At 54.0% G+C, this 24993-nt stretch carries 21 protein-coding genes, 2 tRNA genes and 1 pseudogene; 10 read left to right on the top strand and 14 right to left on the bottom strand.

The window, feature by feature from the left end:
• Nucleotides 1-40: 40 nt before the first annotated feature.
• The 3 genes from MKFW12EY_RS15885 to MKFW12EY_RS15875 form a co-directional block, all read right to left on the bottom strand.
• A complete protein-coding gene (locus MKFW12EY_RS15885; protein ID WP_221053058.1) occupies nt 41-1138 on the bottom strand; it encodes an IS5 family transposase in 1098 nt (365 codons plus the stop codon).
• Between the two features lie 253 nt (nt 1139-1391).
• Nucleotides 1392-2111 (bottom strand): hypothetical protein, encoded by a 720-nt coding sequence (locus tag MKFW12EY_RS15880; protein ID WP_157199694.1) that lies wholly within the window; start codon nt 2109-2111, stop codon nt 1392-1394.
• 358 nt (nt 2112-2469) lie between these two features.
• The gene (locus tag MKFW12EY_RS15875) at nt 2470-3054 is read right to left on the bottom strand and encodes a hypothetical protein (protein ID WP_221053351.1); all 585 of its coding nucleotides are present in this window, start codon (nt 3052-3054) and stop codon (nt 2470-2472) included.
• Between the two features lie 227 nt (nt 3055-3281).
• Between MKFW12EY_RS15875 and MKFW12EY_RS15870 the strand changes: the two genes are divergently transcribed.
• Nucleotides 3282-3533 (top strand): Ogr/Delta-like zinc finger protein, encoded by a 252-nt coding sequence (locus MKFW12EY_RS15870; protein WP_054763777.1) that lies wholly within the window; start codon nt 3282-3284, stop codon nt 3531-3533.
• Nucleotides 3534-3586: 53 nt separating this feature from the next.
• On the opposite strand, the gene MKFW12EY_RS15865 is transcribed toward MKFW12EY_RS15870, so the two are convergent.
• The 7 genes from MKFW12EY_RS15865 to MKFW12EY_RS15835 all read right to left on the bottom strand — a co-directional run bounded on the left by MKFW12EY_RS15865 (nt 3587) and on the right by MKFW12EY_RS15835 (nt 10007).
• Nucleotides 3587-3820 carry a hypothetical protein gene (locus tag MKFW12EY_RS15865; protein ID WP_221053350.1) on the bottom strand — a complete coding sequence of 78 codons (234 nt, stop codon included), beginning with the start codon at nt 3818-3820 and terminating at the stop codon, nt 3587-3589.
• Nucleotides 3821-3909: 89 nt separating this feature from the next.
• Nucleotides 3910-5007: an IS5 family transposase gene (locus MKFW12EY_RS15860; protein WP_221053058.1), complete on the bottom strand. Its 1098-nt coding sequence runs from the start codon at nt 5005-5007 to the stop codon at nt 3910-3912.
• 82 nt (nt 5008-5089) lie between these two features.
• Entirely contained in the window at nt 5090-7702 is a 2613-nt protein-coding gene (locus tag MKFW12EY_RS15855) for a COR domain-containing protein (RefSeq protein WP_221053349.1), read from the bottom strand.
• A gap of 128 nt (nt 7703-7830) precedes the next feature.
• Nucleotides 7831-9069, bottom strand: a complete 1239-nt coding sequence (locus MKFW12EY_RS15850) for a tyrosine-type recombinase/integrase (protein WP_221053348.1) — start codon at nt 9067-9069, stop codon at nt 7831-7833.
• Between the two features lie 164 nt (nt 9070-9233).
• A tRNA-Cys gene (locus tag MKFW12EY_RS15845) sits at nt 9234-9307 on the bottom strand.
• 49 nt (nt 9308-9356) lie between these two features.
• Nucleotides 9357-9432, bottom strand: a tRNA-Gly gene (locus tag MKFW12EY_RS15840).
• A 50-nt stretch (nt 9433-9482) separates the two neighbouring features.
• Complete coding sequence (locus MKFW12EY_RS15835) at nt 9483-10007, bottom strand: hypothetical protein (RefSeq protein ID WP_054763151.1); 525 nt, start codon at nt 10005-10007, stop codon at nt 9483-9485.
• A gap of 231 nt (nt 10008-10238) precedes the next feature.
• Here MKFW12EY_RS15835 and MKFW12EY_RS15830 point away from each other — a divergent pair, with 231 nt between their 5' ends.
• From MKFW12EY_RS15830 to MKFW12EY_RS15815, 4 genes and pseudogenes are all read left to right on the top strand, one after another.
• Nucleotides 10239-11570: a TolC family protein gene (locus MKFW12EY_RS15830; RefSeq protein WP_245006327.1), complete on the top strand. Its 1332-nt coding sequence runs from the start codon at nt 10239-10241 to the stop codon at nt 11568-11570.
• A gap of 20 nt (nt 11571-11590) precedes the next feature.
• Entirely contained in the window at nt 11591-12688 is a 1098-nt protein-coding gene (locus tag MKFW12EY_RS15825) for an efflux RND transporter periplasmic adaptor subunit (RefSeq protein WP_054763150.1), read from the top strand.
• Nucleotides 12685-15945 carry an efflux RND transporter permease subunit gene (locus MKFW12EY_RS15820; protein ID WP_221053346.1) on the top strand — a complete coding sequence of 1087 codons (3261 nt, stop codon included), beginning with the start codon at nt 12685-12687 and terminating at the stop codon, nt 15943-15945. The genes MKFW12EY_RS15825 and MKFW12EY_RS15820 overlap by 4 nt, the downstream gene beginning before the upstream one ends.
• 431 nt (nt 15946-16376) lie before the next feature.
• Nucleotides 16377-16916, top strand: a pseudogene (locus MKFW12EY_RS15815) (REP-associated tyrosine transposase).
• A gap of 137 nt (nt 16917-17053) precedes the next feature.
• Here MKFW12EY_RS15815 and MKFW12EY_RS15810 read toward each other — a convergent pair.
• The 4 genes from MKFW12EY_RS15810 to aqpZ all read right to left on the bottom strand — a co-directional run bounded on the left by MKFW12EY_RS15810 (nt 17054) and on the right by aqpZ (nt 20188).
• On the bottom strand, nt 17054-17461 hold the full coding sequence (locus tag MKFW12EY_RS15810; RefSeq protein WP_054763149.1) for a hypothetical protein: 408 nt from the start codon (nt 17459-17461) through the stop codon (nt 17054-17056).
• Between the two features lie 177 nt (nt 17462-17638).
• Entirely contained in the window at nt 17639-18388 is a 750-nt protein-coding gene (locus tag MKFW12EY_RS15805) for an IS5 family transposase (RefSeq protein ID WP_054763859.1), read from the bottom strand.
• A gap of 87 nt (nt 18389-18475) precedes the next feature.
• Nucleotides 18476-19399 (bottom strand): DUF3616 domain-containing protein, encoded by a 924-nt coding sequence (locus MKFW12EY_RS15800; protein ID WP_054763054.1) that lies wholly within the window; start codon nt 19397-19399, stop codon nt 18476-18478.
• Nucleotides 19400-19498: 99 nt separating this feature from the next.
• Complete coding sequence (gene aqpZ / locus MKFW12EY_RS15795; RefSeq protein WP_054763055.1) at nt 19499-20188, bottom strand: aquaporin Z; 690 nt, start codon at nt 20186-20188, stop codon at nt 19499-19501.
• Nucleotides 20189-20494: 306 nt separating this feature from the next.
• Here aqpZ and MKFW12EY_RS15790 point away from each other — a divergent pair, with 306 nt between their 5' ends.
• The 5 genes from MKFW12EY_RS15790 (at nt 20495) to fabF (ending at nt 24967) form a co-directional block, all read left to right on the top strand.
• Nucleotides 20495-21301, top strand: coding sequence for an NAD(+)--dinitrogen-reductase ADP-D-ribosyltransferase (locus MKFW12EY_RS15790; RefSeq protein ID WP_221053345.1), 807 nt, complete (start codon nt 20495-20497; stop codon nt 21299-21301).
• A complete protein-coding gene (gene draG / locus MKFW12EY_RS15785) occupies nt 21301-22191 on the top strand; it encodes an ADP-ribosyl-[dinitrogen reductase] hydrolase (RefSeq protein WP_221053344.1) in 891 nt (296 codons plus the stop codon). The genes MKFW12EY_RS15790 and draG overlap by 1 nt, the downstream gene beginning before the upstream one ends.
• A 105-nt stretch (nt 22192-22296) precedes the next feature.
• Nucleotides 22297-23232 (top strand): hypothetical protein, encoded by a 936-nt coding sequence (locus tag MKFW12EY_RS15780; protein WP_054763063.1) that lies wholly within the window; start codon nt 22297-22299, stop codon nt 23230-23232.
• A gap of 162 nt (nt 23233-23394) precedes the next feature.
• Nucleotides 23395-23628, top strand: coding sequence for an acyl carrier protein (acpP, locus tag MKFW12EY_RS15775; protein WP_013820083.1), 234 nt, complete (start codon nt 23395-23397; stop codon nt 23626-23628).
• A 94-nt stretch (nt 23629-23722) separates the two neighbouring features.
• On the top strand, nt 23723-24967 hold the full coding sequence (gene fabF, locus MKFW12EY_RS15770) for a beta-ketoacyl-ACP synthase II (protein ID WP_221053343.1): 1245 nt from the start codon (nt 23723-23725) through the stop codon (nt 24965-24967).
• The last annotated feature ends 26 nt before the right edge of the window (nt 24968-24993 follow it).

Here is a 24993-nt window from a genome sequence, read left to right as displayed (position 1 = left end):
CCTGAAGCCGTCTGTGGACGGTTTTCAGGCGCACTTCGCCCTAGGTGGGCGCACTCCACGCCGGTTTCGGCGTGAACACCAATAGGTTGAGCAAGCGCGTCAGGTTGTAGGCGGCAAAGCAAAACAAGGCCTGACCTGCGACTTTGGCTAAGCCGATGTGGCGGGTTTTACGCAGGCCCCCGACGGTCTTGATCCAGCCGAAGGCTTCTTCGACGATTTTGCGGCGCTTGAGGCTTTGAGCGTACGCTTTGCCGCGCGCGGTGCGGCCATCGACGGCACTGCCGGTCTTTTTGCGAGCAACATGGGCTTTGATGTCTTGCGTCTTGAGTTTGTTGACGAACGCCGGTTGGTCATAGCCTTTGTCGGCACCGACGCTGCCGCCTTTGGGAACACGGCGTTTGATCATTGTTTGCGCGGCTTCGATTTCAGCGGTGCCGGTGGCTTGGGTGGTTTCGACATCGACAATCAGGCCGTTACGATTCTCGGATAGGGCATGGGTGATGTAACGCAGTTTGGCCTCGGTGTATTCGCCTTTCTTGTAAAGCCGCGCTTCGGGGTCTGTCGTGCTCTGATGCGTGGCATTGCTGCGCTTTTCGCCGCTGAAGTCGACCTCGGGATTGCGGCCGGCGGGTTTATCAGGACCGCTGCCGTCTTTCTTCACGAAGCTTTTGTGCGAGGCCCAGGCTTCGATCAGGCTGCCGTCGACACTGAAGTGTTCGTCGGACACCAGGTTTTGCCATTCGGCAATGGCCAAGACCCGCTCAAAAAACTCGCGACTCAGTGCTTCGGACAGCAGGCGCTCGCGGTTGGCGCTGAACACGCTGCGTTCCCAGACAGCATCGTCGATACCCAAACCGACAAACCAGCGAAACAGCAGGTTGTAGTCCAGCTGTTCCATCAACTGGCGTTCGCTACGAACGGTGTACAGCACTTGCAATAGCAAGGCGCGCAGCAGTTTTTCGGGCGCAATCGACGGGCGGCCAGTATGGGAGTAGCATTCGGCAAAGACCGCATCCATAGAGGCCAATACGCCATCGACGAGTAGCCGTAAACGACGCAACGGATGCTGTTTGGGAATACGGTCTTCCAGGCTAACGTAGCTGAACCAGCTATTTTGAATGGCATCGTGTCCGCGCATGGGGGGCTTCTCCAATTTAGATGCGCTATTTTACTTGTTTGCTGAGGCTATGCGCCTTGATGACTGCAGCTTTGGGAGTTTTTCACCAGCCTGTTAACCCCTTTGTCCGTTTGGACCAATTACGTTCGGGGTCAGCGTACGGCGTCTGGTGGATGTAAAGAAGGTGGAACAGTTCCAGGGGGTTATGAATTTTCAGCCGTCGCAATTCTCGCTAGGCCATGCCGGGCAAGACCTCCGGGGGTAGGTAGGTTATTTAAAAAGCTGAAGGAGGCCCGCCGTTTTTATCGATGTCGGAATTGACCAAGGTCGAAATTCTGTCTCTGGCCGAATTGGTTAATTCCTTTTCTGTGGGGTAATGTTTTCTCAACCAATCCTCGATAAATTTCTTGCGACTACCGCGCTTGGGCTTCTCCGGATTGTCTTTCAGTACCGCGTTCCACACCTCGAATGCGATCCGTAATTCGGAGCTGTGCAATGGGTGTTTTTGGTCTAGGAAATCGAGAATAGGTTTATCTTGGCGTTGCGCATCTTGCAAGTCTGATTGTTCGGATGGAGTGAGAAATTCCAACGAATAATCCAACGCGCCGCGTTCTCGCAAATATGGTCGGCGGCTTATTATGAATTCGGAATATCTATTCCTTCTGATTTCGAAGTAACAGCGCTCAAAGATTTCTGGCGGAAGCCTACCGTTATCCGCGAGTTTTTGGAAAGCGCTGTGCGGATGCCGACAAGGAAATAAGCGATTGATTTTTTCCTTGTCGAGCGATCCGGTAATTTGGTATTGCAAGTTGTCGGCTTCCGACAAACTAAATACGCCGGCAACGGCGTCTCCGGGTCGGTAAAATGCTGATCCCGACTCTCTAGGATTTTCGGGCGAGATTTCTCGATGTTCAACCCGGTTTTCTGATTTTGAAACGCCCGTTGCGTCGGCAAGATACCAATTGCCGTGCCCGGAAAAATACACCAGCAGCATTGCCACTCCGTCAAAGTGAAACCGTCAGAATGGAAAACCGGAAACGAGCTGACGAAACCCGCTTTTCGCCCCGTCGGGCTATCCGGTTGATTACATTATAGCCATAATGACCATAACGCTAAATAATCTGCTTTATCGGCGCCACCACCAGCAGATGAAAGATGTCGAAAAACTAAGAAAAGACGCGGCAAGCCCCAAAAGTATGACAACTACCAACCAATCAGCCGACGTCATTTGGCGAGTGGTATAGGCCAATATCGGAAGTATCGTGACCGTGGAAAACAACTCAAGTTTGATACCTTTATTTCCCACAAAATCTCCTCGGCCTAGTCAAAAAATTTTGTTGCAGCCGAAAAAATTAATCAATACTCTTCTCAAGGAATGCATATTTATTCAGCTCGGAAATAAAGAACTTATTCAACATAACTTTCGAATTATTCTTTAACATTAGCGGAATAGCCAGGTAGGTAATTACAAACATGATTGGCACTACAATTATTACGTAAGATATTACAATCATGAGTGCGATCCCTGCAAAATACCAAATCAATTCCTCCCAATCAATCGCATAAATGATGCCATAAAAATCAATGTTTGTTTGTGGCTTTACTATTGTAAGCAATGCAACTAAGCTTATTAAATAAATAATCAAACTCAATATTCTGTTTTTGGAATCAGGGTTGTATAAAAACTTAAAAAAATGATGCCAGACATTATCTAAAACTAAGCTTTTATTCTTATTATTAGTCTCTACAATTTCTTTAAATATTTTCATGCTTTCGAACAAAGAGCCTGCTACGTGGCTTGTCAGCAATAACAAATAAGCGGCCTTTTGTTCATCGACGTTTTTGCTTTGCAGGTGTGTATAGAATGAAAGCTGGTAGATTAAGTTTTTTTCGTATTCCTTTTTTGCTAAACCCCATAAGAATACTGCTAGAAACATTAATAAGATTGTGAGATAAGAGCTCTGCGTTTTGAAGTTAAAATACAATGAAAAAAATAGAAATGGCAAAGATAGGGATAAAAATATTATCCCCTTCGGCCCATAGTAACTAAAGCCAACCGTTTTATTATAGTATTCGGTAGCAAGTCGTCTTAGTTCTTCCATTTAATAGTTATAATTATTTGGCTAGATATTCGCTATTAGGTTGAAACTTACTATCTAAAAACATGATCATATATTGCCCGCACTGCCAACACAAAGCCCACATCGCCTCGCGCAACAACCTGAACGACGAAAAAACCATCGCCGACCTTTACTGCAACTGCTCAAACCCCGCCTGCGCCGCCCGCTTCGTCATGCAACTCGGCTTCCAACGCTGGATTAACCCGCCCATCACAAATACCATGGAACTAGCCGCCAGTTTGATTGGCACGTTGTCGAAGGAGGAGAGATTGGCGCTGTTAAGACAATTTGGTTAATGGAGAGCCTCACCGATACCAACGATTAACGACATTCGTTACAACGTTCCCGACTATAGCCCCATTGCCGCTTGGATGGCTTTGGCAGCAACGGCTATGCCCACCTTATTGGCAATGTCCAGCGACCACTTTCCGGCTTTTTTCAGATGCTCCAACAATGCAGGCCCATCGCCGTTCCGGGCCGCTTTTTCGGCACCTGCTACCGCGCCTAACAGGCTGGTGAAAAACCCACTGATATTTCCCCTTACCCACGGTTTCCGTGATTTTTTCGTGTTGAAATCGGTCATGACATCGAGTTTCAACCGTTTTGCCCCTGTTTCAAGGGCTTTTTATTCGCCTGAAGCCGTCTGTGGACGGTTTTCAGGCGCACTTCGCCCTAGGTGGGCGCACTCCACGCCGGTTTCGGCGTGAACACCAATAGGTTGAGCAAGCGCGTCAGGTTGTAGGCGGCAAAGCAAAACAAGGCCTGACCTGCGACTTTGGCTAAGCCGATGTGGCGGGTTTTACGCAGGCCCCCGACGGTCTTGATCCAGCCGAAGGCTTCTTCGACGATTTTGCGGCGCTTGAGGCTTTGAGCGTACGCTTTGCCGCGCGCGGTGCGGCCATCGACGGCACTGCCGGTCTTTTTGCGAGCAACATGGGCTTTGATGTCTTGCGTCTTGAGTTTGTTGACGAACGCCGGTTGGTCATAGCCTTTGTCGGCACCGACGCTGCCGCCTTTGGGAACACGGCGTTTGATCATTGTTTGCGCGGCTTCGATTTCAGCGGTGCCGGTGGCTTGGGTGGTTTCGACATCGACAATCAGGCCGTTACGATTCTCGGATAGGGCATGGGTGATGTAACGCAGTTTGGCCTCGGTGTATTCGCCTTTCTTGTAAAGCCGCGCTTCGGGGTCTGTCGTGCTCTGATGCGTGGCATTGCTGCGCTTTTCGCCGCTGAAGTCGACCTCGGGATTGCGGCCGGCGGGTTTATCAGGACCGCTGCCGTCTTTCTTCACGAAGCTTTTGTGCGAGGCCCAGGCTTCGATCAGGCTGCCGTCGACACTGAAGTGTTCGTCGGACACCAGGTTTTGCCATTCGGCAATGGCCAAGACCCGCTCAAAAAACTCGCGACTCAGTGCTTCGGACAGCAGGCGCTCGCGGTTGGCGCTGAACACGCTGCGTTCCCAGACAGCATCGTCGATACCCAAACCGACAAACCAGCGAAACAGCAGGTTGTAGTCCAGCTGTTCCATCAACTGGCGTTCGCTACGAACGGTGTACAGCACTTGCAATAGCAAGGCGCGCAGCAGTTTTTCGGGCGCAATCGACGGGCGGCCAGTATGGGAGTAGCATTCGGCAAAGACCGCATCCATAGAGGCCAATACGCCATCGACGAGTAGCCGTAAACGACGCAACGGATGCTGTTTGGGAATACGGTCTTCCAGGCTAACGTAGCTGAACCAGCTATTTTGAATGGCATCGTGTCCGCGCATGGGGGGCTTCTCCAATTTAGATGCGCTATTTTACTTGTTTGCTGAGGCTATGCGCCTTGATGACTGCAGCTTTGGGAGTTTTTCACCAGCCTGCTAACGCTTCATCATGTTCCGGTTCGGTCGCGGCTTGGCGTAAATGGCTACGCAATGTCCCTAACTCTTCAGCTAATTGGCCGGTGTCCGCAGCCTGCAATTGTTGCAATACTTGCTGGAAATGGTTGCCTTCCGCCTTAGCATTTGGTCCCATCGCACCCGCTTGCCCGTTATTGATAAATTGATCACCCATAAAAATTTCCAATTGATTGACGGTAAGTTTACTCAAAAATGTTTCCCACGTACTGCTATTAATGATGCCTAACACTTTGATCAAATCGTATTTAACTCCGTTTTCTCGATAATTTTTCTCGCCGTCCCGCCATGCATAAAGCACGTTGGTCCAACTGGCCCAATTCTCTTGAGTCACCGAATCGGCAAATCCATTATCGCCAACACGAGCAGAATCTGGTAAACGAATCAGTTCGTCATATTTCAACTTAGGCATGGATGCCAAAACATCCTGTACAGCCTGATAAAGAACTGAGAAATAATCCTGCAAACCCTGCCCAATCACCCAAAGTGTCAAGGTTCTGGCGTAATCGTCGCCACGCACCAAAGCACGGGCACCGCCATGATGCGTCGATTTCAGCATGACGCCATGTCGCCAAACGTGTTCCGCATCAATGTCCGAATTCCTAGCTATGATCAATTGAGGCAACAATTGCGGCGGCAATAAACCTTCAAAGCGAAAGCGGAAGGCTCGTGCCTCTCGCTCCGGAAACGTCAAAGGAGGCTCATCGGTTGGCAATAAACTCGGAATGATAAAGCGATGCGCACCTCCTAGGTTTGTTATAGGATAAGCCACCTTAAAGGCTTCCATCGCGTCCAACAGATAACCGCAATGCGTCCTAGGAAACGCCAAAGTGTTGCCCAGGTTATCGACCACCGTTTTGTCTTTCAGCCAAGCAATCACCTCTTGTTCAGAAACATCCGCCTGCTGCCGTTCGATGATTTGATACACGCCATACGTGAGCCAACGTGGATTCAACAAAAAATCGTCCAGCCGATATAAGCTTGGAAAATGGATGATGACGCCCAATTTGTCCAGCAAATCCAGCAATACGGCTTGCCCCTCCTCAACCGACAAACCGTGTTTGCGACACAAGTTTCCGTAATCGTTTTTAGGCATAAAGGTATCATTCGCAGAGCAACGCCGCAGCTCTGCCAATACATTAAACTCAGCCCTCGAAAACTTTTGTTGCACCGTGCTTGCGCGTTGTAACTCGTCCCGTAAAGCGCTAACGAATTTGGCGAAATCATAGCGGGGATTGCTCGGGTCGGTGCAAGCCAACTGGAAAAATCCACCTTCGCGGATGTTGGGATATTTGCGGCGAAGCCTATTAGCATCCCATTCCATCGGGCCCAAATCGGCTTTGTTGCCGACCAGCAAAACCGGGGCATCGGGAGCGAACGCCCGAATATGCTCCAGCCAATAATCCGCCTCGCTGCCGCCGGCAGCCGCACGCCGGCCGTCTAAGACCACGATATAAACGCAATTGGCACGTAAAAAAAACTGATGGGTGGCGTGGTACATGATTTGGCCGCCGAAATCCCAAAAGTGGATGATAACGTCGTCACCACGCTGATCTGGAGCGGTATGATTGCAGAAACTGGACTTCTTGTCGTCGAACACCGATTCGCGCACCTCGATACCGACCGTTTTATCGCCAACGCCCTCCACCACTGGCTGCCGATGCAAGGCATTCAATAATGAGGTCTTGCCGGAGTCTCCCGGCCCAATCAAAATCACCCGCAACCGATTCAGTGGTCGCAAACCATCTTGCTGCGCTGATTGAGCCAATTTCAGTAAATAGGCGTTGATGGCTTCTGGTTTTTGTCTTAATTGCTCTTCGGTTAATAGGATTTGATCACGGACCTCCTGCCAGACGACCGGCTCACCACGCAAACGTGCCTCGTACCAATCAATCCAATATTGGTAGCTTGTATCGAGTTCCAACCATTTTTTTTGCAGTTCTTGCCAGAACTGGATGTCTCTACGTGGCCTTAGCGATGTGTCAGGCCAAAGCGGCTGATTGCTTAATGACTTAGTCTGATCAGCCAATTTCAAATCGTGACTGATGGCTTGCAGATACAAGCTAACAGATAAAAATTTATGAAAACTAATGCATCGTAAAGCGTTTTTGTAGGTGCTGCCGCCATCATCGAAGTTGTTAGCGGAGGCCGTCGAGGCTGCGTAGGCAGCGACGGAGTTGGCTGCGGAGGATATGATGACAGCGGCAACAATCCGGTCAGTTTTGACATAGTTGGAGATTTCGGAGTGTATGTCCGCATAAGTGGCTGAGGCACTGGCGGCGTATGTAGTGATCTCGGCGTCGGCGAATGTAACGACACTATCAATATTTGTAACTGCATTGGCTACTTGACAGGCGCGCCATAACGGGAAACTCATTTCGGAAACCATCTCGTTAAGTGGGCGTTTTAGCAACTTAAGCAATTGCGATTTCCCCCAAATTGATTCTTCGGACTCAACCCAAGGCAATAGGCGCATCGCTGCGCGCACCGAAACTAGACCAACAAGTTTTGGCGGCAAACTTCGAATTTGTTTTTCAATTTTAGGTATCGTTGATTTGTTAACCATTTACAATCCTTTCTAAAGTTCACTACGGGCAGGCCTTTCTGGCCGCCACCAATTTAAAGGCATTATTTCGGGACAGAAAATTCTGAAGGTCCAACGCACAATCCTGCCACGCACACTGCATTTTAGAGTCAAGTCTGGCGCGGAAACTGGAGAACCGTCGCGCCGTTTCGTATTGCATCCAAATAATCCGCCCACTGCTGCATCATCTTGTGCCGTTCCGGCAAATGTGCGGTTCTGTTGTAGGCGCGCCCGTTGGGATCGCGGACCGCGTGGGCGAGTTGGTGTTCGATAAAGTCCGGCCGTACGCCCAACACCTCGTCGAGTATAGTCCTGGCCATCGCCCGGAAGCCGTGCACCGTCATTTTGTCTTTGCCGTAGCCCAAGCGTTTTAGCGCGGCGTTCAGCGTGTTTTCGCTCATACAGCGAATGCCGGACGGCGTCCGTTCCGACGGGAACACGTAGCGGCCGTGTCCGGTGAGCGGTTGCAGTTCTTCCAAGATGGCGAGCGCCTGGCGCGACAGCGGCACGATGTGTTGCACGTTGGTTTTGGTTACCAGGTAACGCCATTCGGCGGTTTGCAGATTAACGTCTTGCCATTGCATGGCTCGCAGTTCGCCCGGCCGCACGAACACCAGCGGCGCCAGTTTCAGTGCGCACAGCGCCGGCAGTGAGCCTTGGTAGCTGTCGATCGCGCGTAATAGTTCGGCGGCTTCTTTTGGTTCGGTGATGGCGGCGAAGTGTTCGCCCTTGGCCGGGGGCAGGGCGCCTTTCAGGTCTTGGGTGATGTCGCGATCGACGCGGCCGGTGGCGACGGCGTAGCGAAACACTTGGCCGCAGATTTGCAGGGTACGGTGGGCGGTTTCTATGGTGCCGCGCTCTTCGATGCGGCGCAGGCTGGCCAGGATGTCTTTCGGCAGGATGTCGGCAATCGGCTTGGCGCCGAGCCAGGGGAAAATGTTGCGTTCCAGCATGCGCTTGGAGCGGTTGTTTTTTTCGTCCCAGGTTTGGACTTTTTTGGAGCCCCATTCGCGGGCGATGACTTCGAAGCTGTTGGCGAAGCTGTCGGCTCTGGCTTCTTTGACGGCTTTGCGGTTTTCGCCGGGGTCTATCGTCGCCGCGACCAGTTTTCTGGCTTCGTCGCGTTTTTCTCGGGCTTGGCCGAGACTGACTTCCGGATAGGTGCCGAGCGAGAGTTGTTTTTCTTTGCCGTCGAAGCGGTATTTAAACCGCCACCACTTACCCCAGCCGCTTTCCGTGGGCTTGACCAGCAGGAATAAACCTTTGTCGTCGAACAGCTTGAAAGCCTTGCCGTCTTTGGCTTTGTCGCTTTTGTGGGCGTTCCTGCAGGCGATGTCGGATAGGACCATGGGGGTAACTCCAATCGGGGTAACTCGGTTACCCCCGAATGTTACCCCCAGTTACCCCTGGATTTCAATGAATCCCGTTGAACGCTATTGAACAATAAAAAACCCGCTAAGCCTTGCAGCTTGCGGGTTTGATGTACTTCGTTGAACTGTGCCGAATCGACTAATGGAGGCTGCGACCGGAATCGAACCGGTGTATACGGCTTTGCAGGCCGCTGCATAACCACTTTGCTACGCAGCCTTGATCGGTTAAACAAAAAAGCCGCGTTTTGCCGCGGCTTAATCGAATTTGGAGCGGGAAACGAGACTCGAACTCGCGACCCCGACCTTGGCAAGGTCGTGCTCTACCAACTGAGCTATTCCCGCTTGGCTAACTATCCTGCGTATTATAAAAGCTTATTTTTTTGTGTCAACTCTTATTGCAAGTTTATTGAAGAAGTCCACGCGCGTCGGCCTTGGCATTCCCCGCTGGCTGCGATTTCGACTTCGGCCCACACCAGATTCTTGTCGGTCGGATCGTTTTGGACTTGAGTTAATTTGACCGGTGTATTCATCGGCATGTGTTTGCAAGAGCCATCGCGGTCGTTTTCCTCGGTATCGTCGTAGGCCGCCAACGAGCCCGGCACGGAAACCAATCTAACCGTCGCATTCGGATCGTAAGTGTTAGGGCTTTTCAGTACGTAACTTTGGCCGGGTACCAGCGGTTTTTGTTGGTGGACCGGCAATTTTGGGTCGGAGCCACCGCTGAACATCAAAGCGAGCAGAACGACGGCAGCACCGCCGATCGCGCCGTAAAAAACTTTGGGGTTGGATTCTTTTAAAGCCAGAAAACCGGCCAGAGCATTGCCGGCGGCGGTTGGGGCTGCAGCAGGGCTAGCGGCGGCCTGATTCGGCTCCTCGGCTTGATTCGCGGTTTCGTTGGTGTTTTCGTCAAGGCTCATGCGCTGTATCCTCTCAAGCTAATTATTATTATGGGAAGGTTATTGGGTGAGTGCCTAAAGTTACCATGATGACCAAACATTTCAAGCATTCATTTCTACGCCTAAACGACTATCTTAAATTGGCATACGGGCAATATCGAATTTAGGCAAATAAAAAAGGCGAGGAAAGGACGGATTTGGCCTATAATATTAGGAAATACTTAATTACTAACGTTTGGCATTTCTATGCGAATGATTGTGAAATATGGCCTTGTGCCGCTTGCGGCTTTGTTGGGTTTTGCGCAATCGGCGGCGCGGGCGTCGAATACCTACACGCTGGAACAAGCCGTCGAGCAGGCGTTGGCGAACAACCCGGAACTGCGAATCATGCAGGAGCGGATCGAGCAAGCCGACGCCCAGTTGGGGCAGGCGCTGGCCAATTTTTACCCGCAAATCAAAACCAGCCTGTCATACCAGCATAGCGACAATCCGGCCATGGCGTTCTCGATGATCATTGCTCAACGCCGCTTGAATCTTAACGGCGGCGATTTTAACCATCCGGGCGGCGTCGACAATTACCGTCCGCAAGTCACGGCGACTTACTCGCTGTTTCGCGGCGGCCAGGACTACTATTTGAGCCAAGCCGCACAACTGGGCGTCGAAAGTTCCGAACTGGAAAGGGCCGCTACCCGCAACCGTTTGGTGAATAACGTCACCGCCGCCTTCTACGGCGGTTTGGCGGCGATCGAAGCGCATCAGGTCAATAACCGCGCAATTGAAGCGGTACAGAGCGAATTGAATCAATCCAAGATTCAATACGACGCCGGCGTGGTGCTGAAATCCGATGTGCTGTCGTTGGAAACGCAATTGGCCGAGGCTAAAGATGCCGAAATCCAGTCGGCGCATGCCATCGAGTTGGCGCAGAGCCTGTTGAGGACGCTATTGGGCTTGAATGCTAACGACGCATTCGATTTTGCCGGCAATTTTCAACCCGGTCTGCCGGACAATCCCGCCGGTTTCGACGAATTGCTGAACCAAGCCTTGGCGCAACACCCCGAGTTGAAAAATGCCGAGAAACGCGTGGCTATTGCCGAACAGCAATTGGCGGCGGCCAAAGCCGCGCATCTGCCGCGCGCCGATGCTTATGTCAGTTACGGTTCGGACAGCAAGGATTTGGCGTTCAGCAGCAACCGCGACAACGTCAGTGCCGGCGTTATGGTCGAAGTGGACGTGTTTTCCGGATTTGCCACCCAGGAAAAAATCCGCAAGGCCGAGCACGAACTGACCGCGGCCCAAGAAACCGTCAGGCAGACCCGGTTGCGCATCGAAAACCAGCTTAAATCGGCGCAGCTCGGCTTGCAGCAGGCTTTGCACCGGGCCGAGGTCAGCGACGCCGCGGTGCGAGCCGCCGAAGAAGCGTTGCGCTTAGTCAACGAGCAACGCCGGGCCGGCGTCGTCACCGTCACCCGCTACCTCGAGGCCGAAGTCGCCCGTGATCGGGCGCGCAATCGGCAAATCGGCGCCCGTTACGATGCATTGCGCGCCGAAGCGGACTTGAAACAAGCCATCGGCTTTTGGCAATAAACCCTTGCAGGCAAAACCACATGTCCCAACATCGTTTTCTTTCCGACAAACCGAAATGGCTGGTGCCGCTGGCGGCTATCGGCGGCCTGTTATTGGTCATTCTGCTGGCGCTCGGCGTGCTCGGCGGCGACAGCAAGACCAAGCCCGGCACTACCTCGATAGCCGCCAGAACCGTTCCCGCCAACGCGGCGACTGTGCGCATTGCCAGACAGGCGGAGGCCGGATCGTCGGTGTGGCAGGGTACACTGCGTTCGCGGCTGGCGGTAAAAATTGCGCCGAAACTGAACGCCAGGATCGTCGAAATGCCGGTTCATCCCGGCGACCGTTTGAAAAAAGGCCAATTGATCGCCAAATTGGACGACCGCGATTTGCAAGCCGCCTATAACGCTGCGAATGCCGCCTACGTCGCGGCCCAAGCCCAGGCAACTCAGGCCGGCGCCGACGAGAAACGCATCGTCGATCTGTACCAGAAGCAAGCCGCCACCCGGCAAAACTACGATGCGGTAATAGCCCAGGCCAAAGCCGCGCGGGCCATGGCGAATCAGGCCGCCAGCGCGGCGCAGCAGAGCAAGGTCATGCTCGGCGAGAACATGCTGTACGCACCGTTCGACGGCGTGGTCGGCGAACGCTTCCAGGAGCCGGGCGACATGGCCGCGCCGAACCAGCCTGTCATCAGTTTTCATCAACCTGACGATTTGCGCTTGGAAGCGGCGATAGCCAGCCAATGTGCCGTTCAGCTTGAGTTGGGTGCAATGGTATCGGTCAGAATCGACGCCTTGCGGCAGACGCTGGCGGGCACCATAGACGAAATCAGCCCGGAGATCGATCCGCAAACCCTGACTCAACAAGTCAAGGTCAATTTGCCGAAAACGCCCGGCTTGCAACACGGCCAATTCGCCTGGCTGGAAGCGCGCTGCCAGGCGCCGCAAGCGGTGCTGCTGGTGCCGGCCAGCGCCATTGTGCAATTCGGCCAATTACAGGCCGTGCGCGTGGTCGAGGGCGGACAATGGCAGATGCGGCATATCCGTAGCGGCAAACGTTACGGCGACCAACTGGAAGTGCTGTCCGGTTTAAAGGACGGCGAAACCATCCTCCGGCAAGGCGAGCTTGGGCAATGAATTCCAACGAAATTAAAAAAGACAGTCTGACGGTTGCCATCGTCCGGTTGTTTACCACGTCGCACCTGTCTTTGTTGTTTTTGCTGATCTCGTTGTTGGCCGGCGCCGCGGCGCTGATGTTGACGCCGCGCGAGGAAGACCCGCAAATCGTGGTACCGGTCATGGATGTGTTCGTGCAGGCGCCGGGCGCCTCGGCCGACGAAGTGGAAAAACAGATTACGACGCCGCTGGAAGTATTGCTGCGCCAGATTCAAGGCGTGGAATACGTCTATTCCATCTCCCGGCCGGGCCAAGCCGTGGTGACGGTGCGCTATTACGTCGGCGAAAACCTGGAAAACAGCCTGATCAAGACCCGCGATAAATTGCTGGCGAACCAGGACATCATTCCGCCGGGCGTCAGCGATTGGCTGGTCAAACCGGTGGAAATCGACGACGTGCCGATTTTATTGCTGAGCCTGTCGCCGCAAAACGCCAACGTCGATGCTATGGCTTTGCGCCGAATTGCCGACGAACTGATCGAGCGTCTGCGCGCGGTGGATAACGTCGGCAAAAGCTGGGTGGTCGGCGCCGCACCGCGGCGGGTCTCGGTCTATCCGGACCCGGCCAAATTGCAGGCCGGCGGTATCGGACTGGCCGATGTCCAGCGCGCCTTGCAACAGAACAACCTGAATTTGCAGGTTGGCCAAACTACCGCCAACGACCGCGAAATCGTGTTGGAAGCCGGACCGTACTACCAAAGCGCGGAGCAGGTCGGCAATACCGTGGTGGCCGGCGGCAACGGCCGTTTGCTGCATTTGCGCGACGTGGCCGAGGTGGTCGACGGACCGGCCGATACCGATTACTACACCCGTATCGGCTTCGGTCCGGCTGTGGCGCAAATGCACGCGCTCGGCGAGCCCGGCCGCTTGCCGCAAGCCGGCGAGGAACGGCCGCTGGCGACCGTCGCCATCGCCAAACGCCGCGGCGCCAATGCGGTCGGCGTGGCCGAGCAGGTGCTGGCGCTGACCGAGGAACTGCAAGGCAGCTTGATTCCGGACGACGTGTTGCTGACCGTGACCCGCAACTACGGCGAAACCGCCGATCACAAAGTCAACGAACTGGTCATGCACTTGGGCATTGCCATTCTGACCATCATTGTGCTGCTGGCCTTGTCGCTGGGATTTAAGGAATCGCTGATTGTATCGCTGGCGGTGCCGATGACGTTCGCCATCACGCTGCTGTGCGATTTGATCTTCGGTTACACGATCAACCGGGTGACCTTGTTTGCCTTGATCTTGTCGCTGGGTTTACTGGTCGACGACCCTATCGTCGACGTCGAAAACATCCACCGCCATTACAAGATGCGTAAAGAGCCACCATTGCAAGCCTTGCTCAGCGCCGTCGATGAAATTCGGCCGCCGACCATACTGGCGACGTTTGCGGTGATCATGTCCTTCGTGCCGATGTTTTTCATTACCGGCATGATGGGGCCTTATATGGCGCCGATGGCATTTAACGTGCCGATCGCGATGCTGCTGTCGCTGGTCATCGCTTTCAGCGTCACGCCGTGGGCCAGTTATCGTTTATTGAAAGGCGATTACGGCAAAGACCACGGCCCGGCGTTCGATTTGAAACAAAGTCGGGGCTTCAAGATTTATCAGGCCATTCTGGCGCCGCTGTTGGCCGATAAGACCAAGGCCTGGTGGTTTCTGGCGGCGGTGATCGTGGCCTTCGTGTTGTCGGCGTTGATGGCGGTGACCCGAGTAGTGCCGCTCAAGCTGTTGCCGTTCGACAATAAAAACGAGCTGCAACTGGTCATCGACATGCCGAAAGGGACGTCATTGGAGGCTACCGACCGAGTTGCCGCCGAGCTAGGCCGCTACTTGGCGACCGTCAACGAAATCAGCAGCTACCAGAGCTACGTCGGATTGTCGTCGCCGATGGACTTCAACGGTATGGTTCGCCATTACTATTTACGGCAGGGCGCCAACCTGGGCGATATTCGCATCGTGTTGGCCGATAAAACCCGCCGCGAGCAAGGCTCGCACGAAATCGCGTTGCGGATGCGGCCCGAGATCGACCGCATCGAAAAACAATTCGGCGCCAACATCAAGATCGTGGAAATGCCGCCGGGGCCGCCGGTATTGTCCACCGTCGTCGCCGAAGTCTACGGCCCGCCGCAAGCCGATTATGCCGATATCATCAATGTCGCCAACCGGGTGCGGGCCGACATGCAGCAAACCGAGGGTGTGGTCGATGTCGACGATTTCGTCGAAGCCGACTACGAAAAATGGCAGTTTCTGGTGGAGCACGACAAGGCCGCCGCGTTGGGCGTCACGGCCGCGCAAATTGCCCAAACCTTGCAGTTGGCGCTGGCCGGCGCCGATGTCGGCTTATTGCATGCCGAAAACGAGCGGCAGCCGCTGGCGATCCGGCTGCAATTACCCAGAGCCGCGCGTTCGGCCGAAGCCGATTTGCAGGCCTTGTCGGTCAAAACCGCCAACGGCGTCTTGGTGCATCTGAGCGAATTGGGCCGATTCGACCGCCAGAGCGGGCAAAAAGCCATTTACCACAAGAACTTGCAGCGTGTGGCTTACGTCACCGCGGAAATGGCCGGCCGCAGTCCGGTCGAGGCGATTCTGGATTTGTTCGACGTGTTCGAAACCAAACCGCTGCCGGCCGGTTATAAAGCCGAAATGGCCGGCGAGGGCGAATGGAAGATCACCGTCGACGTGTTCCGCGACCTCGGTCTGGCTTTTGCCGCGGCGATGGTGATGATCTACATCCTGCTGGTCGGCCAAACCGGCTCGTTGGGCGTACCGCTGATCATGATGATCGCGATTCCGTTGACCGTGATCGGCATCATGCCAGGCTTCTGGCTGATCAATCTGTTTGCCGGCGATGTCGGCGAGTACGCCAGCCCGATTTATTTCACGGCCACGGCGATGATCGGCATGATCGCGCTGGCCGGTATCGTGGTGCGTAACTCGATTATTCTGATCGACTTCATCGAAAACATTTACCGCGGCAATCCGGACATCAGCCTGGCCGACGCCATCGTCGAAGCCGGCGCCACCCGTTTGAACCCGATCTTTTTGACCGCCGCCTCGGCGGTATTGGGTTCGATGATGATCGTGCTGGACCCGATTTTTTCCGGCTTGGCCTGGAGCTTTATTTTCGGCATCATCGCTTCCACCTTGTTTTCGTTGGTGGTGATACCGGTGGTGTATTTCTTGATTAATCGGGATATGCCCAAGGTAGTCGCGGAGGAGGAGTGAGCTTGAATGGCGCAGGGGTAGGGTGGGCACGGTTTTTGTGCCCACGCGGGTTTGATGTTTTGCAGAATGATGTGTCGCTGGCGCGACGGTTATTTTAATGTCGGTTCTCGGACCGACAGCCGAGATACTTTCTTTTGCTCCGCCAAAAGAAAGTATCCAAAGAAAAGGCGACCCGGATGCCGCTTGTTCCCTGCGCTCCGAAGCTTTTGAACGGGGTTGCCGAAAGGGGCTTCCTGCCCCTTCGGCAACGCGATGCATCCCTGCATCGCCCCTACGGGCTGATCCATTCAAAAGCTCCGGTACTCGGCGCGGCATACGGGATAAGGCCGGTCCCAAATACGTCGCTCGCTGGATTCTCGTTATTTGTAGGTTGGGTTGCATGCTGTTCGCAACCCAACATGATGCTGGCATAATCCGGAAACCACACAATCATGCAATACCGCCGTATTTATCATCCCGGAGCTTGCTATTTTTTTACCGTGGTAATGCATCGGCGGTAGCCTTGGTTTGCCGAGCCTGAAACGGTGGAACAATTACGTAAGGCAATTCGGCAAGAAAAAGCCCGGCGTACCTTTGCAATCGATGCGTTTGTGGTGATGCCGGATCATCTTCATGCCATATGGACATTACCGGATGGCGATAGCGATTATTCGATCCGCTGGCGCAATATTAAACGGGCCTTTACCGCATCGATTGCCGACAGCCAAAGGCCTTTTGTCTCAGCGAGTCGGCAACATAAAAACGAACAAGCGATTTGGCAGCGGCGTTTTTGGGAACAGAAGATTCGCGACGAACGCGATTTTATCCAGCATATCGATTACATCCATTACAACCCGGTCAAACACGGTTTAGTTGCCAGGCCCGTGGATTGGCCTTTCAGCAGTCTCCACCGTTACATTCGGCAAGGTGTGTTGCCCGCGAATTGGGGAGAATCGCCGTTAATATTGGACAGCAGTATTGGATGGGAGTGAGCGGTTTGTTGGGTTGCGAACAGCATGCAACCCAACCTACGCGGCTCATGTGCGTTTCCTGTGGTTGCCTCGCGTTGAAGTCGCGCCGCTAGCTGGGCGACACGCCGCATGAGTCGGCTCGATCAACCTGTTAGAGCTCACTGCTGTCCAGCTTGGTCGCGCCAACCCGTGAATCGGATAACCCGTTTGGTCACCCTACGTCCTTCTGCGCCAATACCAAGAGTAATGGATTGTTCGTCGGCTTTCGCGCCGGTGTGTCCCTTACCTGAAAGATCGTAGAACTCCTCGATTTGGACTTCAGCGGAGTTTGCGATGCGTTCGGCGATTGCCAGCTCTTGCGAGACGCGGGCTTGATGAGCCTGGAATTCCATGACGATCTGCTGCTTTCGCGCCTCTTCCTCAAGGCTCGCAACTCCTTTTGATTCTGCGGCATCAACATCCTCACGTGACTTCGAGAGCGCTGTATAGGCCGCCCGCAGGTAACCGGGGACAAAAAACTCAATGGCAACGTCGCCAGCGATGGAGGCAATCTTCTTTGTGTCCATAGGATGAATATTGTAGGCTCTAACAAGTAACTAAATGGTTTCTGTATATCTCGCCAAAACAGATGATATAGCGTTTGTATACTAACAAAATTACCGAGCTGATTAGAAGTCCTACATTCCGAGCGTCGATCTCAGTCCACTTCAAAAAGCCAGCTTTGGTTAGGGGCTGTTGCCGTTTTACATGGGTAACCAAATAAAAGCGCAGGCCAAAGCGACAACGCTTTCAAAATTGCGTTTCAATTTGTCATATCGCGTCGCGATGGCTCTGAAATGTTTCAATCGCGCAAAGACATTTTCAACGAGGTGGCGATATTGGTAGAGACACCAATCCATTCCGTCATTCCCGACGATTGAATTCTGTTTTCTAGGAATGATGGGCACACTCCCTTTCTCTCGAATTTGAATCCTTAGAGGTTCACTGTCATAGCCTTTGTCAGCGACCGTGTAGTCAGCCAAAGGCAGTTTAGCCACTAATTTCGGCGCTTCTTTACAGTCATGGACTTCACCACCGGTGACCGAGAAATGAATAGGCAGCCCGCAGGCATCAACGGCCATATGGATTTTCGTGGTGTTACCCGCGACGGATTTCCCAATCGCGGCATCCTGTTCACGAGCCGCGCCACTACTATGCTGATGCGCTTTTACGATACTGCCGTCAATAAAGGTCCATTCCAAATCGGGTGCCACAACTAGACCTCGAAAAATGCCCATCAGTTTTTCTTGCAGTGACCACGCATTGAACCGTTTGTACACGGCATTCCACTTACCAAACGTGGCAGGCAGGTCTCGCCAGGGGCAGCCGACTCGCATGCGATAAAAAATCCCTTCTACCGTTTGCCGGAGCGAAGGCTTGTCGTAAATCCCCAGGCTTAACATGATGGCTTTGAATTTATTCCAGTATTCGTCCGTAAACAATTGTCGTGGCATCGGTTGCTTGTCTTTTGATTGAAAAATCAATCTACTGAGGCAGAGCCGCTCAATTTCAAGGCTATTGTTTGAAAATGGCAACAGCCCCTAAAGTTTTACCGAAACGCATCGAAAGCTCTTTTTATCCTTGCCATCGTCACTAAGCAGCATTACCCAATTTTCATCGCCGGGAAAAAAGAACGCCGCTTCGATATTCAATTCTCCCAGGTCGATATGCTCCAGACGTTTCAGGTCCCCGGATTCGCTATCCCATAAATACAGCCAATGTTTCTCCAAACGCTGTTCATTGGCGTGGTATGGGCCGGCGACGATTAGGTATTGATTGTCCTGGCGCCAGGCGATGTCGCGGATGCCCAAGCCGGCTAAATCCAGCTCTATCGGCGCGGCGAATTGGGCGGTTTGATCTTGCAGCAATGCCAGCGGGTTGAGCAGATGCACTAATATGGCTTTGCCGTTTTTCAACACGCCATTTTCGCTGGTGCCGCCAGCTAGCGGATTTCTAAAGCCTATCAATAAACCTTGCGCCGGCGTGGTCGCCAGGCCTTCGATACTCAAGCCGCCCGTGTCTTTGGGTGGTGTGCGTTCGGCTTGTTCCCAGTCGTAGCGGGCGAAGCGGCTGTCCTGTTTTAGATCGGCGATGAATTGCGTGTAGATCGAGCCGTAACGTTGGGCGCTGAATTCGCCCGGTTCGACTTCGTTCAGATGAATGCCGAACAAGCGCCGCCGGGCGGGCCGGTCGTTTCCTTTGCTGCTAGTGCTGTGCGAACCTATCCAGAAATAGACGTCGCCGATGCACGTGCCGCCCTCCAGATCGATTTCCTGATGTTTGCCGTCTTCGATCTCGCCGTCGAACACCGCCGAGAGGGCGATTGCCGGTTTCAAGGCTTTTTCCGCATTTTTGTCGAACACGCTGAGTTGGTTGTCTTCGTCGTCCGCGACGACAAAGTAGCGGTCGTTCAGCGCGATGGCGCCGGACACATTGGATCGGCCTTTATAGGTTTTTATATCCATGGTGGAATGATGGAAGAAGAGCTGATTGCATGTTTAGTGGGGCGGCCTGAAGGCTCGCCCCACTATCGTGGAGTACTGGAACGGATGTTTGTGCGAAATTTACTCGTCGGGGCTACCGATAAAGCGATAGATCAACGCGCCCAGCACCGCGCCGATAATCGGTGCCAGCCAGAACAGCCAGAGTTGCGCCAAGGCCCAATCGCCGACATAAACCGCCACGCCCAGGCTGCGAGCCGGATTGACCGAGGTGTTGGTGACTGGAATGCTGATCAAGTGAATCAAGGTCAGGCCCAAACCAATCGCGACAGGTGCCATGCCGGCCGGGGCGCGGGCGTCGGTGGCGCCGAGGATGATTAGTAAAAACATCATCGTCATCACCACTTCGGTAATCAGCGCGGACAGCAGGGAGTAGCCGCCCGGCGAATGTTCGCCGTAACCGTTGGAGGCAAATCCCGCAGCCACATCAAAACCGGCCTTGCCGCTGGCGATTAAATACAACACGCCGCCGGCGACGATGGCGCCGATGACTTGGGCGACAATGTAAGGCAATAGTTGATTGGCCGGAAAGCGGCCGCCCATCCACAAGCCAACCGACACCGCCGGATTGAGATGGCAGCCCGATATATGGCCGATGGCGTAGGCCATGGTCAGTACCGTCAAGCCGAACGCCAGCGAGACGCCGAGCAAGCCGATGCCCACATTTGGAAACGCCGCGGCCAACACCGCGCTACCGCAGCCACCAAGAACCAACCAAAATGTCCCGAAGGACTCGGCTACATACTTTTTCATATGAATCTCCTGTGTGTTGTTATAGTTTTGCCCGTCATCGATCACTTGTTTTTTGTTTAATAATCAATCGGCTACCGCACTGTATTCTCTGTCTTTGTGTGATGTCAATCACAAAAAACGGCTAGGTTCTTGCTTGCTGCTTGCTATTTTTATCGTCGCCCGGTTGCGTGGTTTGGGATTTAGCTTTACGGCGCGAAGAATACCGGGCGAATTCGTCCCTGCAGGCCTGTTCGGGATGGCGAATTGCCCTATTCGATGTGAGAATTAGCGCTTATCCAATTGCCGGACTTGCTTTCCGATAAATCTATGCCCGATAGTTCTTTGTATAGCCACAGCACCAATTTGATCGGCATGGCGACGGCTTGCATGGCCAGCCATCTGTTTAACGACTATCCCAAACCTCTGCATATCGCCGGTACCCGCGAGTCTGCGCCGGGTTTGTTCGAACAATTGGCGCAGCAGCCGAGTTTGGCCGAATGCGGCCGGGTGTTTCAGGATTATATGTGCGTGGTGTTCGGTTTCGAGACCGAACAGCGCCTGCGCGACGATGCCCTGGGCCGGCGCCGCTACCGTAACAGTTACTTACGGCTGATTCAGGATTGGGGCATGGATTCCAACAACGCCCAGGGTGCGGTACTGAAGGGCTGGGTGGAAAGCCGCTTCGGCTTGTTTCCGAACTTTCATAAAACCCGGATTCGCAATTTCATCAGCAACGACTGGTTGATTTACATCGAAGAAAAGATGAACAGCCGCTACCACAACAATTGCATTTATATGCAGTTGGATCTGGTTTACGAGTTTTGCCAGTGGGTGGTGGAGCGGTTCCAGGTTCCGGCCGCGACCCACAAAACCTTGTACCGCGGTGTCGATACGCTGGACGATTGCGTCGTCAAAGACGAGGGCCGGCACGACAAAATCGTGCGGTTTAACAGTATTACGTCCTTTACCGACCGGCCCGGTATCGCCAGCGAATTCGGCGCCAACATTCTGGAAGTGCGGGTGCCGATGGTCAAGCTGGTGTTTTTTAACGAATTGCTGCCGCACCACGCTTTGCGCGGCGAAGCGGAATATCTGGCGATTGGCGGCGATTACCGGGTTAGGGTGTTGAGCTGATGGATGCGCAGATTTCGAATCGTGCCTTGGGCGCTTATCTGGGCTTTGCTTGCGGCGATGCGCTGGGGGCGACGGTGGAGTTCATGTCGCCGCAGCGGATTCAAAAACGTTACGGTGTGCACCGCGACATCGTTGGCGGCGGCTGGCTGGGCCTGGAGCCGGGCCAGGTTACCGACGATACCCAGATGTGTTTGGCCTTGGGTCAGGCAATCATCGGCAACCAAGGCTGGAATTTGTCGGCGGTAGCCGAAAATTTTCTGGCCTGGCTGGAAAGCGGGCCGGTCGATGTCGGCAATACCTGCCGCCGCGGCATCCTCCGGTTTCGCGACCGTGGCGAACTGTCCGGCGATCCACGCGACGACGAAGCCGGTAACGGCGCCTGCATGCGCAATCTGCCGGTAGTGTTGGCGACCTTGCGGCGGCCGGAATTGTTTGAACTGTGGAGTTTGCAGCAGAGCCGGATCACTCACCACCATCCGTTATCCGACGCCGGGACTTTGGCGCTGGGCCGGATCGCCGGGCTGTTGATCGACGGCCAAGACGCAGCAGCTTGCCGCGAGGTAGCCGATGGTTTGGTGGGGCGGTTCGCGGAGTTCGCTTACGACCCTTATCCGGGCCGGGCATCGGGATATATCGTCGATACCGTGCAGACCGTGCTGCACCATTTTTTCAACAGCGACAGCGTCGAATCCTGCCTGGTTGCCACCGTCAACCAGGGCGGCGATGCCGATACCACCGGCGCGCTGGCAGGCATGCTGGCCGGTGCCAAATATGGCGTAGACGACATTCCGCAGCGCTGGCTGCATCGACTGGACTCCGCGGTTGCCGCACAAATTCGCAGCCAGACCGATGCTCTATTGCGGCTCAGTGGTGCCGGTTCTCCGGGATAAACGGCATAACGCACACGGAAACGGCCGCTCGTTGACGGGAGATTTTTGTTCGATCAGCCCGATTCGGCCTACAATGCCGAGCTTGGCCATAAGGATGATCAACCGATGACGCAACAGTCGTTTACCTTCGAACAAATCCATATAGAAGTCGCCCGCAACGCCTCAGACGATTTCAACCTGTTTCACGACAAGCATAAATGGTTGCAGATTACCCATAACCCGTTCAAAGGCCCGATCGTGCTGGGTTTCCAGTTGAATACGCTGATCGAGTACCAGATGCGCCTGTACCGCGAGGCGCAGTACGAAGACCAAATCATTGCCGAGAAGCAACTGCGGTTCAGCAATTACCAGATTACCTTTGTCAACGCGCTACGGCCGCGTCAGGAAATGGCGTTGAACATCAAGAAGACTTTGATCAATACCATACCGGAGTTGACCTTGACCAACCGGGTGGCGATGAAATCGCAAGGCAAGACCATTCTGCTGGGTTACAAGAAGGAGACCAAGTCGCCGCTGTTTTTGGCCGATGTCGATTTGGGCGGCTTGCCGGATTTGAACGGCATCGCCGATAAAACCGTAGTGCCGGGCACCGATTTCTTTCTGAAGCGGAAATGGATGAACAACGGCAACGTCAAAAATTTTCTGTCCGGATCGTTCGCCGAGCAATCGGATTATTTCGACGAATTGACCCATGTCGCGCATTATCCGGAGGTGTATCCGTGCAGCCTGACCTCCGGAGCCTTGCTGGAGAAAGCGCAGTTGGAGAACCACGATTTCAAGCGCAATCCGATGGTATACACCTCGCACGATATTTCGGTGGACCGAGTGCATTTGGCCAGGGTCAAAAATAACGACAAACTGCATATCCTGGTCAAGCAATTGCCGGAATCGAAAGACAATACGCTGAACCAAACCAGTATCATGCTGCGCACTTACGAGTGCTTCGGTTTGTTGGAAGACGGCACGATTTTGTACCGGATCAAGCTGAATTTGGTGCCTTTGGAAGAGATTCTGAGAAATTTGCGCGGTAAGGCCGCTTAGCGGCGCGGGCCGGCCTAATGTTGTGAAATTTTTGGAACATCAAGTATAATCCGCGAAGTCGTTAGGCTAGGCCAGTGACGAGATAGCAAATTCAATTAATACAACACTAAAGATAAGGTAAGTGCTTGCAATCGGGCATTTGCATTGTTCGAGGAAAAACATATGAGTAATATCGAAGAACGAGTAAAAAAGATTGTCGCGGAACAATTAGGCGTAAAGGAAGAAATCGCAAACGATGCGTCTTTTGTCGACGATCTTGGTGCTGATTCTTTAGACACAGTTGAACTCGTCATGGCTTTGGAAGAAGAATTCGAATGCGAAATTCCGGACGAAGAAGCCGAAAAAATCACCACCGTCCAATTGGCTATCGATTACATCAACGCCAATCTGCAATAACAGCACGTTGTTTCCAAACGCTAGTGGATGATGCCATCCACTAGCCGATATATCCCCTTCTCTGGTCGTCTTCTTTATTTACCGGTAGTTTACTGTGAGCACACGTCGAGTTGTAATTACGGGCTTAGGCGCTGTTACGCCGTTAGCCAACAATGTTGCGGATACCTGGGACGGTATTGTCAATGGCAGAAGCGGCATCGGCCCGATCGATTCCTTTGATATTTCGCCTTTCGCAACGACTTTTGGTGGCGTGATCAGAAACTTCAATATCGGCGACTACATCCCGGAGAAGGATGCCAAGCGGATGGACGGTTTCGTCCACTACGGCATCGCCGCCGGCTGCCAGGCGATCGAGGACTCCGGCATCGTCGTTACCGAAGAAAACGCCGAGCGCATCGGCATCGCTATCGGTGCCGGCATCGGCGGCATCACCGGTATCGAAGAGTGCTACGCGACATACGTGGCGGGCGGCCCGCGCCGGATTTCGCCGTTCTTCGTACCCGGCAACATCATCAACATGATCTCCGGCAACCTGTCGATCAAATACGGTATGAAAGGGCCGAATTTCGCAATCGTCACTGCCTGTTCGACCGGTACCCACAACATCGGCGACGCCGCCAGGCTGATCAAATACGGCGATGCCGACGTGATGGTCGCCGGCGGCGCCGAGCGCTGCACGACTTCGCCGACCGCGATGGGCGGATTTGCCTCGGCAAAAGCCTTGTCGCGGCGTAACGACGATCCGCAACGCGCCAGCCGGCCCTGGGACCGCGACCGCGACGGCTTCGTCCTCAGCGACGGCGCCGGCGTTATCGTGCTGGAAGAGCTGGAACATGCCAAGGCCCGCGGCGCCAGGATTTACGCCGAGTTGGTCGGTTACGGCATGAGCGGCGACGCCTACCACATCACCTCGCCGTCGGAAGGCGGCGAAGGCGCGGCGCGTTGTATGTGTAATGCGATGCGCGACGCCAAAATCACCCCGGAGCAGGTCGACTACATCAATGCTCACGGCACGTCGACCCCGGCCGGCGATGTCGGCGAAACCCATGCCATGAAGAAGGCGCTGGGCGATCACGCCTATAAAGTGGCGGTCAGTTCCACCAAATCGATGATCGGCCACCTGTTGGGCGCCGCCGGCGGTATCGAAGCGGTGTTGACGGCCTTGGCGATCAAGCACCAGATCGCGCCGCCGACCATCAATCTGGAAAATCAGGATCCCGATTGCGATCTGGACTACGTGCCCAACACTGCCAGAAACATGAAAATCGACGTGGCGATTTCCAACTCCTTCGGATTCGGCGGCACCAACGGCTCGCTGGTTTTCAAGCGCTTCGAATAAAGCGGCCCGATCCGACAGTGTCCGGC

Origin of the sequence: Methylomonas koyamae, assembly GCF_019669905.1 — a bacterium.
GTDB classification, from domain to species: Bacteria; Pseudomonadota; Gammaproteobacteria; order Methylococcales; family Methylomonadaceae; genus Methylomonas; species Methylomonas koyamae.
The sequence above is the reverse complement of the archived record's forward strand: the minus strand, read 5'-3'. Positions and strand labels throughout refer to the sequence as shown.

Excerpts from the sequence above, each read along its gene's own strand:
- MKFW12EY_RS15805 (WP_054763859.1), bottom strand. The coding sequence starts at position 18,388 with ATGCCACGACAATTGTTTACGGACGAATACTGGAATAAATTCAAAGCC.
- MKFW12EY_RS15830 (WP_245006327.1), top strand. The coding sequence starts at position 10,239 with ATGATTGTGAAATATGGCCTTGTGCCGCTTGCGGCTTTGTTGGGTTTT.
- draG (WP_221053344.1), top strand. The coding sequence starts at position 21,301 with ATGGATGCGCAGATTTCGAATCGTGCCTTGGGCGCTTATCTGGGCTTT.
- MKFW12EY_RS15885 (WP_221053058.1), bottom strand. The coding sequence starts at position 1,138 with ATGCGCGGACACGATGCCATTCAAAATAGCTGGTTCAGCTACGTTAGC.
- MKFW12EY_RS15825 (WP_054763150.1), top strand. The coding sequence starts at position 11,591 with ATGTCCCAACATCGTTTTCTTTCCGACAAACCGAAATGGCTGGTGCCG.
- MKFW12EY_RS15790 (WP_221053345.1), top strand. The coding sequence starts at position 20,495 with ATGCCCGATAGTTCTTTGTATAGCCACAGCACCAATTTGATCGGCATG.
- aqpZ (WP_054763055.1), bottom strand. The coding sequence starts at position 20,188 with ATGAAAAAGTATGTAGCCGAGTCCTTCGGGACATTTTGGTTGGTTCTT.
- MKFW12EY_RS15875 (WP_221053351.1), bottom strand. The coding sequence starts at position 3,054 with ATGTTTCTAGCAGTATTCTTATGGGGTTTAGCAAAAAAGGAATACGAA.
- MKFW12EY_RS15855 (WP_221053349.1), bottom strand. The coding sequence starts at position 7,702 with ATGGTTAACAAATCAACGATACCTAAAATTGAAAAACAAATTCGAAGT.
- MKFW12EY_RS15800 (WP_054763054.1), bottom strand. The coding sequence starts at position 19,399 with ATGGATATAAAAACCTATAAAGGCCGATCCAATGTGTCCGGCGCCATC.
- MKFW12EY_RS15870 (WP_054763777.1), top strand. The coding sequence starts at position 3,282 with ATGATCATATATTGCCCGCACTGCCAACACAAAGCCCACATCGCCTCG.
- MKFW12EY_RS15880 (WP_157199694.1), bottom strand. The coding sequence starts at position 2,111 with ATGCTGCTGGTGTATTTTTCCGGGCACGGCAATTGGTATCTTGCCGAC.
- MKFW12EY_RS15865 (WP_221053350.1), bottom strand. The coding sequence starts at position 3,820 with ATGACCGATTTCAACACGAAAAAATCACGGAAACCGTGGGTAAGGGGA.
- MKFW12EY_RS15810 (WP_054763149.1), bottom strand. The coding sequence starts at position 17,461 with ATGGACACAAAGAAGATTGCCTCCATCGCTGGCGACGTTGCCATTGAG.
- MKFW12EY_RS15835 (WP_054763151.1), bottom strand. The coding sequence starts at position 10,007 with ATGAGCCTTGACGAAAACACCAACGAAACCGCGAATCAAGCCGAGGAG.
- MKFW12EY_RS15860 (WP_221053058.1), bottom strand. The coding sequence starts at position 5,007 with ATGCGCGGACACGATGCCATTCAAAATAGCTGGTTCAGCTACGTTAGC.
- MKFW12EY_RS15850 (WP_221053348.1), bottom strand. The coding sequence starts at position 9,069 with ATGGTCCTATCCGACATCGCCTGCAGGAACGCCCACAAAAGCGACAAA.
- MKFW12EY_RS15820 (WP_221053346.1), top strand. The coding sequence starts at position 12,685 with ATGAATTCCAACGAAATTAAAAAAGACAGTCTGACGGTTGCCATCGTC.
- acpP (WP_013820083.1), top strand. The coding sequence starts at position 23,395 with ATGAGTAATATCGAAGAACGAGTAAAAAAGATTGTCGCGGAACAATTA.
- MKFW12EY_RS15780 (WP_054763063.1), top strand. The coding sequence starts at position 22,297 with ATGACGCAACAGTCGTTTACCTTCGAACAAATCCATATAGAAGTCGCC.